The organism is Nonomuraea fuscirosea (genome assembly GCF_003001935.1).
Lineage (GTDB): Bacteria > Actinomycetota > Actinomycetes > Streptosporangiales > Streptosporangiaceae > Nonomuraea > Nonomuraea fuscirosea.
This window is the reverse complement of record NZ_PVNG01000006.1, coordinates 180,044-195,921: the sequence shown is the minus strand read 5'-3', so window position 1 is coordinate 195,921 and position 15,878 is coordinate 180,044. Positions and strand designations below refer to the sequence as shown.

14 protein-coding genes are annotated in these 15,878 nt (G+C 73.6%); 4 read left to right on the top strand and 10 right to left on the bottom strand.

Features of this window, described 5'->3' with window-relative positions; genetic code table 11:
- Positions 1 to 19: 19 nt before the first annotated feature.
- The 6 genes from B0I32_RS15940 to B0I32_RS15920 form a co-directional block, all read right to left on the bottom strand.
- The gene (locus tag B0I32_RS15940; RefSeq protein WP_106239574.1) at positions 20 to 1,549 is read right to left on the bottom strand and encodes a helix-turn-helix domain-containing protein; all 1,530 of its coding nucleotides are present in this window, start codon (positions 1,547 to 1,549) and stop codon (positions 20 to 22) included.
- 16 nt (positions 1,550 to 1,565) lie between these two features.
- A complete protein-coding gene (locus B0I32_RS15935) occupies positions 1,566 to 3,269 on the bottom strand; it encodes an enoyl-CoA hydratase-related protein (RefSeq protein ID WP_106239571.1) in 1,704 nt (567 codons plus the stop codon).
- A gap of 794 nt (positions 3,270 to 4,063) precedes the next feature.
- On the bottom strand, positions 4,064 to 4,207 hold the full coding sequence (locus B0I32_RS59845) for a hypothetical protein (RefSeq protein ID WP_245955855.1): 144 nt from the start codon (positions 4,205 to 4,207) through the stop codon (positions 4,064 to 4,066).
- On the bottom strand, positions 4,204 to 4,782 hold the full coding sequence (locus B0I32_RS15930) for a MerR family transcriptional regulator (RefSeq protein ID WP_245955854.1): 579 nt from the start codon (positions 4,780 to 4,782) through the stop codon (positions 4,204 to 4,206). Before B0I32_RS15930 ends, B0I32_RS59845 begins: the two co-directional genes overlap by 4 nt.
- Positions 4,783 to 4,906: 124 nt before the next feature.
- Positions 4,907 to 5,512 (bottom strand): TetR/AcrR family transcriptional regulator, encoded by a 606-nt coding sequence (locus B0I32_RS15925; RefSeq protein WP_106239568.1) that lies wholly within the window; start codon positions 5,510 to 5,512, stop codon positions 4,907 to 4,909.
- 33 nt (positions 5,513 to 5,545) lie between these two features.
- Positions 5,546 to 6,454 (bottom strand): alpha/beta fold hydrolase, encoded by a 909-nt coding sequence (locus tag B0I32_RS15920; protein ID WP_106240160.1) that lies wholly within the window; start codon positions 6,452 to 6,454, stop codon positions 5,546 to 5,548.
- A gap of 339 nt (positions 6,455 to 6,793) precedes the next feature.
- Between B0I32_RS15920 and B0I32_RS15915 the strand changes: the two genes are divergently transcribed.
- Complete coding sequence (locus tag B0I32_RS15915) at positions 6,794 to 7,516, top strand: fasciclin domain-containing protein (protein WP_245955853.1); 723 nt, start codon at positions 6,794 to 6,796, stop codon at positions 7,514 to 7,516.
- A gap of 86 nt (positions 7,517 to 7,602) precedes the next feature.
- On the opposite strand, the gene B0I32_RS15910 is transcribed toward B0I32_RS15915, so the two are convergent.
- Complete coding sequence (locus tag B0I32_RS15910) at positions 7,603 to 8,148, bottom strand: YceI family protein (RefSeq protein WP_245955852.1); 546 nt, start codon at positions 8,146 to 8,148, stop codon at positions 7,603 to 7,605.
- Positions 8,149 to 8,243: 95 nt separating this feature from the next.
- Between B0I32_RS15910 and B0I32_RS15905 the strand changes: the two genes are divergently transcribed.
- Positions 8,244 to 8,735, top strand: a complete 492-nt coding sequence (locus tag B0I32_RS15905; protein WP_219911835.1) for a MarR family winged helix-turn-helix transcriptional regulator — start codon at positions 8,244 to 8,246, stop codon at positions 8,733 to 8,735.
- Positions 8,736 to 8,815: 80 nt separating this feature from the next.
- Here B0I32_RS15905 and B0I32_RS15900 read toward each other — a convergent pair whose 3' ends face one another.
- On the bottom strand, positions 8,816 to 9,805 hold the full coding sequence (locus tag B0I32_RS15900; protein ID WP_106240152.1) for an aldo/keto reductase: 990 nt from the start codon (positions 9,803 to 9,805) through the stop codon (positions 8,816 to 8,818).
- A 56-nt stretch (positions 9,806 to 9,861) separates the two neighbouring features.
- Positions 9,862 to 11,088 (bottom strand): GNAT family N-acetyltransferase, encoded by a 1,227-nt coding sequence (locus B0I32_RS15895; protein ID WP_106239564.1) that lies wholly within the window; start codon positions 11,086 to 11,088, stop codon positions 9,862 to 9,864.
- A 68-nt stretch (positions 11,089 to 11,156) separates the two neighbouring features.
- On the opposite strand from B0I32_RS15895, the gene B0I32_RS15890 reads away from it, so the two are divergent.
- Positions 11,157 to 14,024 carry a helix-turn-helix transcriptional regulator gene (locus B0I32_RS15890; RefSeq protein WP_181307437.1) on the top strand — a complete coding sequence of 956 codons (2,868 nt, stop codon included), beginning with the start codon at positions 11,157 to 11,159 and terminating at the stop codon, positions 14,022 to 14,024.
- A 41-nt stretch (positions 14,025 to 14,065) separates the two neighbouring features.
- Here the strand turns inward: B0I32_RS15890 and B0I32_RS15885 are convergent, their stop codons facing one another.
- On the bottom strand, positions 14,066 to 15,040 hold the full coding sequence (locus B0I32_RS15885) for an aldo/keto reductase (protein ID WP_281262602.1): 975 nt from the start codon (positions 15,038 to 15,040) through the stop codon (positions 14,066 to 14,068).
- Positions 15,041 to 15,057: 17 nt separating this feature from the next.
- Between B0I32_RS15885 and B0I32_RS15880 the strand changes: the two genes are divergently transcribed.
- Positions 15,058 to 15,795 carry a TetR/AcrR family transcriptional regulator gene (locus tag B0I32_RS15880; protein ID WP_106239557.1) on the top strand — a complete coding sequence of 246 codons (738 nt, stop codon included), beginning with the start codon at positions 15,058 to 15,060 and terminating at the stop codon, positions 15,793 to 15,795.
- Positions 15,796 to 15,878: the final 83 nt, after the last annotated feature.

Here is a 15,878-nt window from a genome sequence, read left to right as displayed (position 1 = left end):
GGCCTTCACCGACGAAAAGTCAGATGTCGCGGAAGGTCTCGATCCTGGCGCCCAGCGCGTTCAGCCGCTCGGCCAGGTCCTCGTAGCCGCGGTTGATGACGTACACGTTGCGCAGCACCGAGGTGCCCTCGGCCGCCATCATGGCCAGCAGCACCACCACGGCCGGCCGCAGCGCCGGCGGGCACATCATCTCCGCGCTGCGCCAGCGCGTCGGCCCCTCGACCAGCACCCGGTGCGGGTCGAGCAGTTTGACCGAGGCGCCCAGCCGGGTCAGCTCGGTCAGGTAGATGGCGCGGTTGTCGTAGACCCAGTCGTGGATCAGCGTCGAGCCCTGCGCCGAGGCGGCGATGGCGGCGAAGAAGGGCACGTTGTCGATGTTCAGGCCGGGGAACGGCATCGGGTGGATCTTGTCGATGGGGGAGATGAGCTTGGAGGGCCGCACCGTCAGGTCGACCAGCCGGGTACGGCCGTTGGCCGCCGGGTACTCGCGCCCCCGGTCATGGTCGAGCCCCATCTCCTCCAGCACCGCGAGCTCGATCTCCAGGAACTCCACCGGCACCCGGCAGATCGTCAGCTCCGAGGAGGTCACCACGGCGGCGGCCAGCAGGCTCATCGCCTCGACCGGGTCTTCTGACGGCGAGTAGTCGACGTCCCGCTCGATGGTGGCCAGCCCGTGCACGGTCAGCGTCGTGGTGCCGATGCCCTCGACCCGCACGCCGAGCTGCTCCAGGAAGAAGCACAGGTCCTGGACCATGTAGTTGGAGGAGGCGTTGCGGATGACCGTGACCCCGTCGTGCCGGGCCGCGGCCAGCAGCGCGTTCTCGGTCACGGTGTCGCCGCGCTCGGTCAGCACGATCGGCCGGGCCGGCGCCGCGCCGCGGTCGACCCGCGCGTGGTAGAAGCCGCCGGTCGCGGTGATGTCGAGCCCGAAGTGGCGCAGCGCCGACATGTGCGGCTGCACCGTACGGGTGCCGAGGTCGCAGCCGCCCGCGTACGGGATCTGGAACTGCTCGGTGCGGTGCATCAGCGGCCCCAGGAACATGATCACGCTCCTGGTGCGCCGGGCCGCCTCGGTGTCCATCGCCTCCAGCTCCAGCCGGGCCGGCGGCACGATCTCCAGGTCGCTGCCCTCGTTGATCCACCGCGCCCGCACCCCGATCGAGGCGAGCACCTCCAGGATGCGGTAGACCTCCTCGATCCGCGCGACCTTGCGCAGGATCGTCCGGCCGGAGTTGAGCAGCGACGCGCACAGCAGCGCCACGCACGCGTTCTTGGACGTCTTGACGTCGATGCTGCCCGACAGCCGGCGCCCGCCCACCACCCGCAGATGCATCGGCCCGGCGTAGCCGAGCGAGACGATCTCGCTGTCGAGCGCCTCGCCGATCCGGGCGATCATCTCAAGACTGATGTTCTGGTTGCCGCGCTCGATCCGGTTGACGGCGCTCTGGCTCGTCGCCAGCGCATCTGCGAGCTGCAGCTGCGTCCATCCACGATGCTGGCGCGCGTCCCGGATCAGCCGCCCGATCCGCACAAGGTAATCATCTGCCACAACAGCAGACCATATCTCACATATGAGATGCCCCGGTGCCACTGGGGGCCGACGCGCCGGACAACTCCCGATGACGCGCGAGATGTTCCGGAGTCGCCTGAGCCTTCACCTTGTGCACGAACGCCCGCCGGGCCTCACGGAACCCGCTGCGGTCGTCGAACATGTCGCGGCTCATCTCGGCCAGCTCCTCGGCGCGGTAGGCGTCAAGCGGCTTGCGGCGCTCGTCCACCTCGCGCACCGACTTCCGGCCGGCCAGCAACCGATCATAACCCGGATCGACGGCCAGCCGCTCGGCGTACTCCAGCACCCGCCGCTCGAAGTCCAGCCGCGACCCGCCGAGCGCCCGGTCGGCCAGCCCGCACTCCACCGCCTCGGCCGCGCCGATCGGCAGCGCGTCCTGGGTCAGCCGGCGCGCCCGCTCCGCGCCCACCCGGCGCGGCAGCGTGTACGTCCACAGCTCCGAACCGAACAATCCCATCGTGCGGTAGTGCGGGTTCAGCACCACCGAGTCACGGATGATCACCCGGTCGGCGCCCAGGCCCATCATCACCCCGCCGGCGCCCGCGTTGCCGCCGATCGAGGTCACCACGAGCTGCGTCGTGCAGGCCACGATCTCCCGGCACACCGCGTTAATGGCGTTGATGTTCATCCACGCCTCCAGCTCGGGGTGGCGGGCCGCGTCGATCACGTTCAGGTGGATGCCGTTGGAGAACGTCTCCCCGCCCCGCACCACCAGCACCCGGGTGTCCTGCGCCACCGCGTAGCGCAGCGCCGAGGCCAGCCGCCGGCACTGATCGGTCGACATGGCGCCGTTGTAGAAGTCGAAGCTGACCACACCGACGCCCTCGCTGCGGTCGTAGGTGATCTCGCTGTAGCCCGACCGCTCCGGCACCTGCGCCACCAGCTCGCCCAGCGCCATCGCGGCCGGCAGCTTGATCGCGCCCTCCTTCTCCAGCCTCAGGTGGCCGACCCACACCGTCCCGTCGCCGGTGTGCACCAGCACGGCGCCCTCACGCCGCGCCGCCACCTGCCCGGGCACGCCCTCCAGCTCGGGCCCGCGGTAGACGTCGAACACCCGCACCGGCAGGTCGCACAGCACCGAGCGCCCGCCCGGCGCGCCGTCGGCCGCGCGTACCCGGCGCACGATGTCCTGTGTCGGCTCCTCCCAGGAGAACTCCCGGTCGGCGTGCCGCATCGCCCGCCGCAGCCGCCCGCGCACCTCGGGGGAGCGGTAGTCCAGCGGCTCGGGCACGAACGAGGACTCGCCCGCCTTGGCCGCCACCTCGGCCACCAGCTCCACCGCGGCGTCGGCCACCGGCCCGTTGTACAGCGCCGACTTGCGCGGCGGCTCGGCCGGCATCGGGAACGTGCGAAAGCCCCAGATCGGGCCCGCGTCCATCTCCTCCACGGCCTGCAGGGCCGTGACCCCCCACTCCGGCTCCGCGTCCGTGATCGCCCAGTCCAGCGACGACGGCCCCCGGTCCCCGGGAGGCCCCGGGTGGATGATCACCGTACGGAACGCCCGCCACAAGCCGTCCGGCACCCGCTCCTTCAGGAACGGGCAGATGATCAGGTCCGGCTTGGCCAGCTCGGCCGCCTCCACCATCGCCTCCTGCGAGACGGCCAGCTCGACGCTCACGTCGTGACCGGCCCGGCGCAACTCCAGCCAGGCACGCTGGGTCAGGCCGTTGAAGGAGGAGCAGAGCAGCAAGATACGCAACGCGGGACTTCTTTCCAGGCAGGGGGAGCAGGGGTACCGGGGCGGGGACTACCGGGCCGACAGCCGGTGGTCCCACCGGTCACACGTATTTACGGCAATCCCATATGACCCATACATGTCATCGATGCTGACACGGATCCTCCACTGCTCGTGACGATTCACCGCAAAAAACCACCCCAACCAGACCCAAATGACCCACTTTGCCGGAAAAATCCCGCCGGGTGTCCGCGGCCTCCGCACGCACTCAGCCCGTCACACATCCGAAATCCCGGCCCGCGAACGGGACCCGCCGGCCGCCCGAGGCACCCGCCCGCCGAAGGGTCTCGCGAGGGGCTTCCAGCGCGGGGACCCCACCGAAGCGAACCGTGCGCGGAGAGGACCCGGCTGAAGGACCCCGACTGATGAGCCCCCGCTGAAGGAGCCCGGGCGGGGGAGCTGCCCGGGCCCCCAGCGATGACACGCCCCGGCGAGGAGCGCACCACCCGCACCGGAGAAACCGCCTCCCGTCACCCCGGCGACGCGGCGTGCTCCGGCACACCCCCAGGATCACCCCGCCGGGCGTCCGCGCAGGTCACGGCCAGGGCAGGAGTCACCGACAGGACCTTTGAACAACCCCGCCCAACCGCGATCCAAACCCCCGCCCCCACAACGACACCCCGCCCGCGCCACGATCCGCCCGCGAGCCGTCGCCCAGCGTGACGGCCATGTGCCGCTGATCATGGGTGCGGTGGCGACGGGAGGGGCCGGAAGAGCACGGTGGACGGTGCGGCGGTGGACGGGCGGCGGGGACGGGTTCAGCGGCGGGCGCGCAGCGCGGCCGGCAGCCAGGCGAAGGCCGGGACCGCCGGCGGGCCCGGTTGCCGGCCGTTCAGCAGGCTCAGGAGCTGCCAGTACCGCTCGACGCGGGGCTCGGTGACCAGCTCCAGCCACGTGATCACAGCGGCGCTCTCCTGCTCAGCCAGGCCGCCGGGGAAGATCGCGCCAGGATCGCGCTCGCCCCGGCCGACTCCGGCGCGACGGCGCGCGCCAGAGCGGCGCCGGCGTGCTCGATGACCAGGGGCCGGAGCTGAGCCCGTACTCCAGGCGGTTGTCCTGTCCGCCGCTCAAAACCATGCGGCGGACCGTCTGCCGGAAGCTCGCGTCGCCCGCCAGACCCGCCAGTTCCACCCAGGCGTCGATCTGCTCGGGGGCCGGGTCCCGCGGCGGACCGGCGGATCTCCAGGGTGCGGATCTCGGCGTCGAGCGCCCTGGCGTGCAGGTCCGCCACTTCGCTGAGCGTGGCCCGCCGCTCCAGCACCCGCCGGATGGCGTCCAGGCCGAGCCCGAGGTCGCGAAGCGTGCGCACCAGGCCCAGCCGCACGACCGCCTCGGCGTCATAGAGCCGGTACCCGCCCGGCGATCTGCCGGCCGGAGGCAGGACACCGCTGTCGGACCGGAAGCGGATCGTGCGCGCCCGCAGTCCTGTGCGGCGGGCCGGCTGCCCGATCGTGTAGAGGCCCGTCACGTCGTTCACGGCCTTCAATCTGCACCTTCCACCCGGTGGAATCTCAAGCGATCCGTCGGGGATTCTCGCGCACCGCCGACGACGGTGGCGCGGGGCGGAGGACGGCGGGCTTCGATCCGGCCGGCCGGTGCGGTCAGGGCGTCGCCGGGCCGAACAGGCGGTCGAGCTGGTAGCCGACGATGTACATGGCCGCCCGGTGGTCGCGCTGCCCGCTGAGGACGCTGGAGGTCAGGCCGTTGGCCAGGGCCAGCAGGGCGGCGATCTCGGTACGCGGGTCACGGTCGGCCGCGATCTCCCCTGCCCGCTGCGCGTCGGTCAGCCGGGTGGTGAGGAAGTTCTCGAGTGCGTCGGGCAGGGTGAGCCCGGCCGCGGCGAGGGCAGGGTCGGTGAGTGCGGCGGTGTAGTAGGCGGTCCAGGCCATGGAGTCCAGGCGGCTCTCCTCGTCGCAGGGCACGATCGTGGCCAGCACGGCTTCCAGGACGCCCCGGGCCGTCAGCTCGCCCGCGGCGGCGGTGCGCCGCCTGACCCGGCGGTCCATGCGGGCGCCCAGCTCGGTGAGCCCGGATTCGAGCAGGGCCTGCTTGCCGGCGAAGTAGTACTGGACGACGCGCAGCGACACCCCGGCCTCGGCGGCGATCTCGCGCATCGACACCGCCCGCAGGCCGCGGGTGCCGGCGATGCGCAGCAGCGCCGCGGTCAGCTCGCGCCGCCGCGCCTCGTGGTCCACCTGCCGGGGCATTCCCGTTCCCCCTTCCGCCGTCCGTACCGTGTCCTACCGTGCCGCGGCGCCGGCGTCCAGGACGGGGAAGGCGAGGATCCGGCCGGCGATGAGGCCCGGAGCCTCGACGGGCAGCGAGTGGCCGGTGCCGGGCACGATCTCCACCCGCCACGACGGCACGGCGCGGGCCAGCCGCGCGGCCACCGCCCGCGCGTCGTGCAGCGTGCTGCGCTCGCCCAGCAGCACCTGTACGGGCACGTCCGGCTCGCGGAGCTGCTCGTCGGTGTACGGCGGCGGGATGAGCACGTGCCGGCGGAAGGACCACCCGGCCCGCATCAGCCGTACCAGGCCGTCCTCGCGCAGCACCCCGTTGTTCACCACGCCGGCCAGGCGGTGCCGCAAGGGGCGGGGAAGCAGGCAGGCGAGGGCGCCGAGGGCGGCCCAGCGGACGAACCGGCCGGTGATCGGCGCGAAGCCGCCCGGGTCTACCAGCGTCAGCGCCGCGATCCGGCCGCCCCGGCCCGGCGGCCGGTTCGTCGCGGCCCACATCGCGGTCCAGGCGCCGGCCGAGAAGCCCGCCACGTGGGCGCGCTCGGCTCCGGTCGCGTCCAGGACGTCGGACAGCCAGCCGCCGACCTCGGCGGCCGTCGTGAGCGCCCGCCGCTGCACCGAGCGGCCCGGCTCGCCGAGCGGGTCCAGCGCGAGGACCGGCCGGGTACGCGCCAGTGGCCCGATGTAGCGGTGCCAGCTCAGCGCGTTCCCGCCGGCGCCGGCCACGAGGACCACCGGATCCCCCTCGGCGGGCCCGGCCCGGTACGCCCGCACGGTGCCGGCGCGGGTCTCGACGTCGAAGGCGTCCACCGGCACCGGCCACAGCTCGGCCAGGGTCCGGTCGTAGACGGCGTGGTAGCGGTCGCGGGCGGAGTCGGCGGTGAAGGCGGACGGCCGGTCGGGAACGCGCATGAGGGGCTCCATCTCCCGTATGGATACACTTGTATCCTAACCCGGCGCGGGCGATCTGGCGAGCCCCGCCCACCGGCCGGTCAGGCCGCCGCGCCCGGCCATCCGGCGGGGCGGTCCGGTCGTCCCGAGCCGGGTGAGAAGGACGCCGGAAGGGGGTTTGAACGGCCATCCCCGTCTCCGCATTAAGCGACCATTACCTACTTTGTCACCTCATAGCGGACACCGTACTTCTGCTTCTCCTGCCAGCACGGACACTGGAAGCACTCGCACGATGAGTTCTTGCGTCGATCGGAGCCGCAGCGGGCCCGCCCGCCGGCTCGAAAGATTCGGGGGACACCAGTGAAACGAGTGCTTCTCGCAGCGGCACTGGCGCTGACCACCGCCACCGCCGGGACCACGGCCGCCTCCGCCCTCACCCCAGAGCCGGAAGGCTCGCCGGTGCCGGGGGAGACCGCCACCATGCCGGGGGAGACCGAGACCCCGCCCGAAGAGACCTCACCTGAGGAGGGCGCGCCCGAGGAGACGGCGCCCGAGGAGACGGCGACGGACGAGCCCGCTCCGGACGAGACGACGACGGGGGAGAGCACGCCAGGCGCCACCGCGAGCCCGTCAGGGCCGGGCTGCGCCCCGCTGGAGGAGGGCCTCACCGGCAGCGCCGACCAGCCCGTCGCCACGGCTCTGACGAAGGTCACCGACCTGTCCATGCTGTCGGAGGCGATCAAGCAGGCCGGGCTGGAGGAGAAGCTCAACTCCGCCCAGGACATCACCGTCTTCGCGCCCGACAACGCGGCCTTCGAGGCCATCCCGAAGGACGCCCGCGACAAGATCATGGCCGACAAGAGCATCCTGACCAAGGCCCTGTCCTACCACGTGGTCGAAGGCAAGCTCGGACCCGCCGACCTGAAGGACGGCGCCAAGCTCAAGACACTCGAAGGCGGCGAGCTGACCGTCAAGGGCACCGGCGACGACCTGACCGTCAACGACGCCAAGATCGTCTGCGGCAACGTGCCGACGAGCAACGCCACCGTCTACATCGTCGACAAGGTCCTCATGCCGCAGTAAGGCGCCCGCGGACCTGATCACCGGCACGAGGCACGGCCACCACCAGGCGGCCGTGCCTCTCCCCGCCCCCTCCGGCCGGCCCGCGTTCAGGGGTTCTTGACGGCGGACAGGTCGAACTCGAGCGTGATCCTCTCGGAGATCATCACGCCGCCGCCCTCCAGGACGGCGTTGAAGCTGACGCCCCAGTCCTTGCGGTTGATCACGGTGCCGCCCTCGAAGCCCACCCGGGTCAGGCCCTGGGCGTCGACGGCGGTGCCGGCGAACTCGATCGGGACGGTGATCTCGCGGGTGACCCCGCGGATGGTCAGCGGGCCGGTCACCTCGAAGCGGGCGTCGCCGACGTGTTTGACGGCGGTGCTGGTGAAGGTGATGTGCGGGTGGGCGGCGGCATCGAGGAAGTCGCCGGTACGCAGATGGCCGTCACGCTGCGGGTTTCCCGTGTCCACCCCGGCGGCGTCCAGCCGCACGCGCACGGTGGACGCTGACGGGTCGGTGGTGTCCAGGCGGGCGGCGGCCTCCACTACGGGGAAACTGCCGCGCACCTTGGTCACCATCGCGTGCCGCGCCACGAAGCCGAACCGGCTGTGCGCCGGGTCGATGGTGTAGGAGCCGCTGAGCTCACTGGGGTACATGCCGTGCTCCATCGCATTTAGTTCAGCGCTGAATGATTCAGTACGACAGTACGCTGGAGTATTTCAGCGCGCAACCATTGCGTATGATGACGTGCATGACACGGTGGCTCACCGACGACGAGCAGCGCACCTGGCGGGCGTTCGGCCTGGCCAGCCGCCTGCTCACCGACCGGCTGGAACGCGACCTGCTGGCGGGGACCGGCATGCCGGTCACCTACTACGAGCTCCTCGTCCTGCTGTCGGAGGCTCCGGAGCGCACCCTGCGCATGAGCGAGCTCGCCCACTGGACCCACTCCAAGCCCAGCCGCATCTCCCACGCGGTCAACAAACTGGAACAGGCCGGATGGGTACGCCGCGAGCACTACGCCGGCGACCGGCGCGGCTGGCTCGCCGTCCTCACCGACGAAGGGCTGGCCGCGCTCGAGACCGCCGCCCCCCTCCACGTCGAGAGCGTCCGCGCCCACCTCATCGACCTCCTGCCGCCCGAGCAGCTCCGCCGGCTCGGCGACATCAGCCGGACCCTCCTGCAGCACCTGACCGAAACCGGACAGGACACCCAGCAGAGCACCGGGCAGGCAGAGGAGTAGGCGGCGCGGGCGGACGTCACCGGCCGCCTCACCGTCCCCTCTTACCGGGCGCTCTGACCAGGCCGCCGAAGGGGCGCACGTCACGGCGCCGCGCCCACCGGGGCGCGCACGTCCAGCAGGCCCTCGGCGCGCAGGTCGGACCACAACCCCGCCGGCACCCCGGCCGAGAACGCCGCCACGTTGGCCTCCACCTCCCGCGCCGAGCGCATGCCGACCACGATCCCCGCCACCACGGGATGCAGCAGCGGAAAGGCCATCGCGGCCTGCGGGACGCTCACCCCGTGCGCCTCGCACACGTCCGCGATCCGGTGGACCCGCCGCACCTGCTCGGCCCCGGCGGGCTCGTAGTCGAACCGGGCCCCCTCGACCGGCCGCCCGGTCGCCAGCAGGCCGGAGTTGAACACCGACGCCGCCAGGACCGACACGCCGCGCTCGGCGCAGGCGGGCAGCAGCTCCTCCAGCGCGCTCTGGTCCAGCAGCGTGTAGCGGCCCGACAGCATGATCACGTCCGCGTCGGTCTCCCGGACCAGGCGGGTCAGCTTGCCGGGGTCGTACATGCCCGCCCCGACGGCCCCGACCATCCCCTGCGCCCGCAGCTCGGCCAGCGCCGGGTAGCCGTCACGCAGCGCGGCCTCGAAGTGCTCCTCGGCGTCGTGCAGATACAGCACGTCGATCCGGTCGGCGCCCATGCGGGTCAGGGAGTCCTCCACGCTGCGCCGGATGCCGTCGCGGGAGAAGTCCCACACCCGGCGGTGGGTGGCGGGCACGGCGAAGCTCTCGTCCATCCGCCCCCGCGCCTCCTGCGGGACCAGCAGCCGGCCGACCTTCGTCGACAGCGTGAACTCCGCCCGCGGCCTGCCGCGCAGCAGCTCGCCGACGCGGCGCTCGGAGTGCCCGATGCCGTAGTGCGGCGAGGTGTCGAAGTAGCGGATCCCCGCCTGCCAGGCGGCCGTCAGCGCCCGGGCCGCGGTGTCGTCGTCCAGCGGTTCGAACAGGCCGCCCAGGGGCCCGCCGCCGAAGCCGAGCTCGGTGACGCGCACCGCGGTGCGCCCGAGCCGATGAGTACGCATGCGATGAATCTCCATGGGTGTGCGGTTCCGGCCCTTCCGGCCGGACGTCATGATGGTCAGAAGGCCGGGAAGGCCGCGCCCGAGGGGTGGAACGGCTCCCGCTCGCCCCGGAAGGCCAGCGACGCGGCCGCGACCGCCCCAGGGCGCAGTTCCTCGACCCGGCCGGCCGCCGCCAGCGACGCCAGGGTGGTGCCGCCCAGGTAGGCCGCGCCCAGCTCGGTGGAGGTCAGCCGCAGATCGGCCCCGGCCCGCGTACGTTCACACGTGACCGCATCCCCGCCGGCCCGCAGCCGGTAGCGGCCCGCGTTCCACGGGCAGAACGGGTCCTGCACCTCCAGCACCACGTCCAGCGCGGCCGAGTAGCGGCGGGCGCAAAGCGCCCGCGGCACGTCCGCCAGCCGGACCCACAGGTTGTCGACCACGGTGGTGTGAGCGGCGCGCGGGTCGGCCAGCAGCTGCTTCAGCGGCTCGTCCACGGCGCCGTCGTAGCTCAGGCCGGTGTGGGCGTCGAGGTCGATGAGGAAACGCCACAGCGCGGCGTACGCCTGCCGGGTGGCGGCCACGACCTCGACGACCCGCACCACCGTGCCCTGGGAGCGGTAGAGGACGTAGCCGGTGACCTCGCCGCCCGGCTCGGTGTGCACGGCGAAACGCAGCGCCGTCCCGCCGCCCTCACGCGCCCGCTCGCCGTCGGCCAGCCGGGCCCGCCAGAACCTCTCGCTGCGGTCGACCCACCCGACCCCGTCCCGGCGGGCGACGTCGTACACCTTCTCCAGCAGCGGCAGCGCCTCCGCCCGGTCGAGCAGCCTGATCGCCCCGTCCCCGACGTCGGTGCCGGGCCGCAGCGCCATGAACCTCTTGTCGCCCTGGATCTCGGCCACGTGACTGGCCACCCCGTACCCGAAGCGGCCGTAGATCGTCGCCTCGGCGGCGTTGAGCGCCGCGACCGGCTCGCCGCCCGACTCGTACAGGCCGGTGAGCTGCTCGCGCATCATCGCGGTGAGGATGCCGCGGCGCCGGTGCGTGGGCAGCACCGCCACCAGGGTGATGCCGGCGACGGGCACCGACGCGCCGGGGACCGTCATGACGCGGCCGTAGACGGACGCGCCGCCGACGATCCGGCCGTCGTCGAAGGCGGCGAGGGTCCGCCCGGGTTCGATGGAGGCGGCGGCGTTCCTGAGGCCGCCTTCGATCCAGTCCTGGCCGTAGGTCGTGGTGACCATGCGGGCCCACGCGTCGAGCTCGGCCGCGGTGATGACCCGCAGCGGGCAGGTGCTTGTCATGCCGTCGAGCCTGGCCGGATGAACAGGCGCCGCACATCAGGCGATCGGGGTATTTATATGCTGGCGCGGTGGTGGCGGAACGCGTGGTCAGCCCGGTGTTCGTCGGCCGGGGCGAGGAGTCGGCCGCCCTGGCGGCGGCCCTGGACACCGCCGTCGGGCAGGGGCCGGCGGTGGCGCTGGTGGCGGGGGAGGCCGGGATCGGCAAGTCGCGGCTGCTCGCCGAGTTCGCCCGCTCCCTCGGGCCGGGCGTGCGCGTGGCCGAGGGGGCCTGCGCCGAGCTGGGCAGCGACGGGCTGCCGTACGCGCCGTTCGTGACCGTGCTGCGCCGCCTGATCCGCCTCGACGGCGTCCTGCCGGGCCCCTACCGGCAGCTGGCCCGCTGGTTCCCCGGCCTCGGCGAGCCCGGGGACGCCGAAGGCGGCAAGCACCGCCTGTACGAGGAGATCCTGACGCTCATCGAACGGGTGGCCGCCGACCGGCCGCTCGTCGTCCTGATCGAGGACCTGCACTGGGCCGACGCCGCCACCCGCGAGCTGCTCGGCTTCCTGGCCAGGAACCTCACCCAGCCCGGCGTGCTGCTGGCGATCACCCACCGGCCGCCCGGCCCCGGCGACGGGCAGCTCGGCCCGCTGCTGGCCGAGCTCTCCCGCCGTCCCCGCACCACGAGCCTGCGCCTGGAGCGCCTGGACCGGCGGGGCGTGGCCCGCCAGCTGGCCGCCATCCTCGGCGCCGAACCGGGACCGGACACCGTACGCCGCGTGCACGCACGCAGTGAGGGCAACCCGCTGTTCGTCGAGGCGCTCGCCCGCGCCGGTGAACGCACCCCCGACAGCCTGCGCGACCTGCTGCTGTACGGCCCGCGCTCCCTGCCGGGCCCGGCCCGCGACCTGCTCGGCGTCGCCTCGGTGGCGGGCGGCCGGGCCGGCCACCGCCTGCTGGCGCGGGTGAGCGGCAAGGACGGCGCCGAGCTCGACGCCCTGCTGCGCGAGCTCGTCGACCGCAGCCTCCTGCTCACCGCGCAGGACGGCTACGACTTCCGCCACGCCCTGATCCGGCACGTGGTGTACGAGGACCTGCTGCCGGGCGAACGGGCCCGCCTGCACGCCCGCTACGCCGAGGCCCTGCACGGCACCGGCGCCCACGCCGAACTGGCCGCGCACGCCCACGCCGCCGGCGACCACCGCACCGCCCTGACCGCCGCCTTCCACGCCGCCGCCCAGGCCCGCGCCTCCTACGCCTACGAGGAGCAGGTCCGCATGCTGGAGCAGGTCCTGCAGCTGTGGGACCCCGGCGTGCCGCTGGGCTGCGACCGGGCAGGCGTCCTGACCGAGGCGGCGCGGGCGTGCATGCTCAGCGGCGACTACGCGCGCGGCATCGGCTACGCCAGTGCCGGGCTGGCCGCCGTGGACGAGCGCCGCGAGCCCGCACGGGCCGCGCAGCTGCTGGAGCATCGCGGCCGGCTGCGTCACCGGCTGGACGGGACCGGCGTCACCGACTGGGAGCGGGCCCTGCGCCTGCTGCCCGCCACAGCCATCCCCGCCGCGCCCGGAACGCGCGTTACGCCCGAGACCGCCTCCGCTGCCGCCATGCCCGCCGACGTGCAGCGCGGCCAGTTGCTCGGTGTGCTGGCCATGGGCCTGCTGCCGGAGGAGGACCGGGCGCGCTCCTCGTTCGAGGAGGCGCTGTCCATCGGCCGGCGCACCGGCGACGCGACCGTCACGATCCGCGGCCTGCTCGGCGTCGCCTCCATGACCGGCGACCTCACCCTGCTGGCCGAGGCCCGCACCCTGGCCGGCCGCCTGGACGGTCACGACCTGCTCATGACCGTCCCCATGTACGAGGCCACCCTGCACACCAAGGCCGGCGAGCACCACCGCGCCGCCGAGGCGGCCCGCGACGGCATCCGCCACGCCCGCCGGTACGGGCTGGGCCGCAGCCGCGGCGCCGAGCTCGCCCGCTACGCCGGCCGCAGCCTGATCCTGGCCGGCCGCTGGCAGGAGGCGGAGACCCTGCTGCGCGAAAGCCTGCAGGAGGATCCGCCGCCGCTGTCCCGCCACGCCCTGCTCGTCCTTTCCGGGTACCTGTCGCTGCTGCGCGGCGACGTGCCCGCCGCCGCCCGCGCCGCGGCCGACGCCGAGGCGGCCGCCTCCGCCGAGCACTCCGGCAGCGCGAGCCTGTTCCCCCGCCACCAGCTGCTCTGTCTGCTGGCCGTCGCCCAGGGCGACCCGGAGCGGGCCGACCTGCTGCTGGAACGGGCTCTGGCCGATCCGGCCCTGGCCCGCGTCTACAGCAGCGACGCCCGCCCGGTCCTCATCGCCGGCGCGCTCGTCCAGCGGGCCCGTCTGGCCGCCGGTCCCGGCCGGGAGCCGCGGCGGCGGGTGGCGCGGCGCCAGGCCGAGCTCGCCGCGGCCGACGCCGCGCTCGGGGTGGACGGGCGGCTCGACCGCGCCTGGCAGGTCATGCTGCACGCCCTGATCGGCGACGACGGCTGGGACGAGGCCGCCGAGGCCTGGCAGGAGCTGGGGCAGCCGTACGAGCTGGCTCTGAGCCTTTTCCACGGTGCGCGAGCCGCCCTGGAGGCCGGCGACCGGCCCGCCGCGACGGCCCGCCTCGGCCAGGCCGCGACGCTGGCCGCCGACCTCGGCGCCGGGCCGCTCGCCCGTGACATCGCCCTGCTCGGACGGCCCCGCCCGGCTACCGGCGGGCTCACCGAGCGCGAGCACGACGTCCTCAGGCTGATCGCCGAGGGGCTGAGCAACCGGCGGATCGCCGCCCGCCTGCACATCTCGCCGAGCACGGCGGGCGTGCACGTCTCCCACATCCTGGCCAAACTGGGCGCGTCCACCCGCACCGAGGCGGCGGCCATCGCCTTCCGCGACGGCCTGACCGGCGACGGACAGACCGGCGAAGGGTTGACCGGCCCCTTCACCGCCTGACCCGGCGGCACATCTGCGCCGGGACCCCGCCGGGAGGCTGGTCAGCGGTGGCTTTCCGCGGCGGACCTGAGCGCGTCGAGCGTGGACTGGTGCGGCTGCTCGATGACGGCCGTGGACTCGTCGACGAGGCCGGTCAGGCGGGCCACCTCGGCGTCGGTCAGGTTCGCGGCGACCTCGGCCGCGGCGATGTTGGCGCGCAGGTGTGCGGGGTTCGTGGTGCCGGGGATGACGACCATGGCGGGGGAACGGCGGAGCAGCCAGGCCAGCGCGACCTGGGCCGGCGTCGCGCCGAGGCGCTCGGCGGGGCCCGCCAGCTCGTCGTAGGAGGCGAGCCGGCCGGAGGCCAGCGGGAAGTAGGGGACGAACATGATGCCGTGCGCCTCGCAGTCGGCGAGGACCTGGACGCCGCTGCGGTCGAGCAGGTTGAAGCGGTTCTGCACGGCCGCGATCGGCGTCATCCTCCGCGCGCGGGCCAGCATCCCGGGCGAGGCGCCGGACAGGCCGATGCGGCGGATGAGGCCCTGGTCGCGCAGCTCGACGAGCACGCCGAGCGCGTCCTCCAGCGGCACGTCGCTGTGCGTTCCCGGGGTGTCGCCGGCGAGCCGCAGGTAGGTCAGCTCGCTCGTCTCCGTGCCCAGGTCGGCCAGCGCCTGGTGGACCTGCTCGCGGACGGTGTCCGGGTGGTCGGTGATGATCCACGACCCGTCCGGGCCGCGCCCGGCGCCGACCTTGTTGCCGACGATCACTTCGTCGGGCAAGGGCCGCAGCGCCTCTCCGATCAGCCGGTTCACCGTACGCGGCCCGTAGGCGTTCGCGGTGTCGAAGAACGTGACTCCCTGCTCGACCGCCAGGCGCAGCACCCGGCGCGCGGCCTCGGGGTCGTCCGGCGGCCCCCAGACGTTCGGCCCGGCGAGCTGCATGGCGCCGTATCCGACCCGGTTCATCGGCCTTCTCCCTTGCTGTATCACTGCCACGCCAAAAAGCGTATCACTGCCTGTTTCAGTGATACGCCACATGCCGTAGCATCGCCACCGTGGATGACGCGAAGACCCGTACCCGGCGGCAGATCCTCGAGGCGGCGGCCGGAATCCTCGAACGGGAGGGCGCCCAGGCGGTCTCCACCCGCTCGGTCGCCGCGGCGGCCGGCATCCGCGCCGCCTCCCTCTACCAGCTCTTCGGCGACAAGGACGCCCTGCTCGCGGCCCTGGCCGTGCACGGCTTCGACCTCTACCTGGCCGAGAAGCACGAGCTGGCGCCCACCGGGGACCCGGTGGCGGACCTGCGCCGCGGCTGGGACCTGCATGTCGGCTTCGGCCTGCGCCATCCCGCCTTCTACGTGCTGATGTTCGGCACCGACCGCCCCGGCCGCCGCCCGCCCGCCGCCCAGGAGGCCCACGATCTGCTGCTGAGGTTCCTCAGCCGCGTCGCCGCCGCCGGCCGCCTCCGCGTCCCGGCCCTCACCGCGGCCGGCCTCCTGCACAGCGGCGTCACCGGCGTCACCCTGTCGCTGATCGGCGCCCCGGCCGCGGATCGCGATCCGGAGATCTCCGCGCGGATGCGCGACACCCTCATCGGCTCCCTCACCACCGGCCCGCCCCCTGTCACCGATTCGAGCCTCGCCGCCCGGGCCCTCGCCCTCGACGCCGCCCTCCACGCTGCGGAAGAGGCCGCCGAAGAGGCCGCGGAAGGGGCTTGTGAAGGGGCCGCCCTCCCGCTCCGCCCGGCCGAAACCGCCCTCCTGCGCGACTGGCTCAACCAGCTGGCCCGCTGACCCCGGGCACCCTCGCGGCCCGATCCCGGCGAAACGCAGGCGCCCGCGTGGAAGATCGGGCTCGTGCCGACACCCCGAAACCC

Excerpts from the sequence above, each read along its gene's own strand:
- B0I32_RS15925 (WP_106239568.1), bottom strand. The coding sequence starts at position 5,512 with ATGCCCCGGCAGGTGGACCACGAGGCGCGGCGGCGCGAGCTGACCGCG.
- B0I32_RS15920 (WP_106240160.1), bottom strand. The coding sequence starts at position 6,454 with ATGCGCGTTCCCGACCGGCCGTCCGCCTTCACCGCCGACTCCGCCCGC.
- B0I32_RS15910 (WP_245955852.1), bottom strand. The coding sequence starts at position 8,148 with ATGTACCCCAGTGAGCTCAGCGGCTCCTACACCATCGACCCGGCGCAC.
- B0I32_RS15905 (WP_219911835.1), top strand. The coding sequence starts at position 8,244 with ATGACACGGTGGCTCACCGACGACGAGCAGCGCACCTGGCGGGCGTTC.
- B0I32_RS15900 (WP_106240152.1), bottom strand. The coding sequence starts at position 9,805 with ATGCGTACTCATCGGCTCGGGCGCACCGCGGTGCGCGTCACCGAGCTC.
- B0I32_RS15895 (WP_106239564.1), bottom strand. The coding sequence starts at position 11,088 with ATGACAAGCACCTGCCCGCTGCGGGTCATCACCGCGGCCGAGCTCGAC.
- B0I32_RS15885 (WP_281262602.1), bottom strand. The coding sequence starts at position 15,040 with ATGTGGCGTATCACTGAAACAGGCAGTGATACGCTTTTTGGCGTGGCA.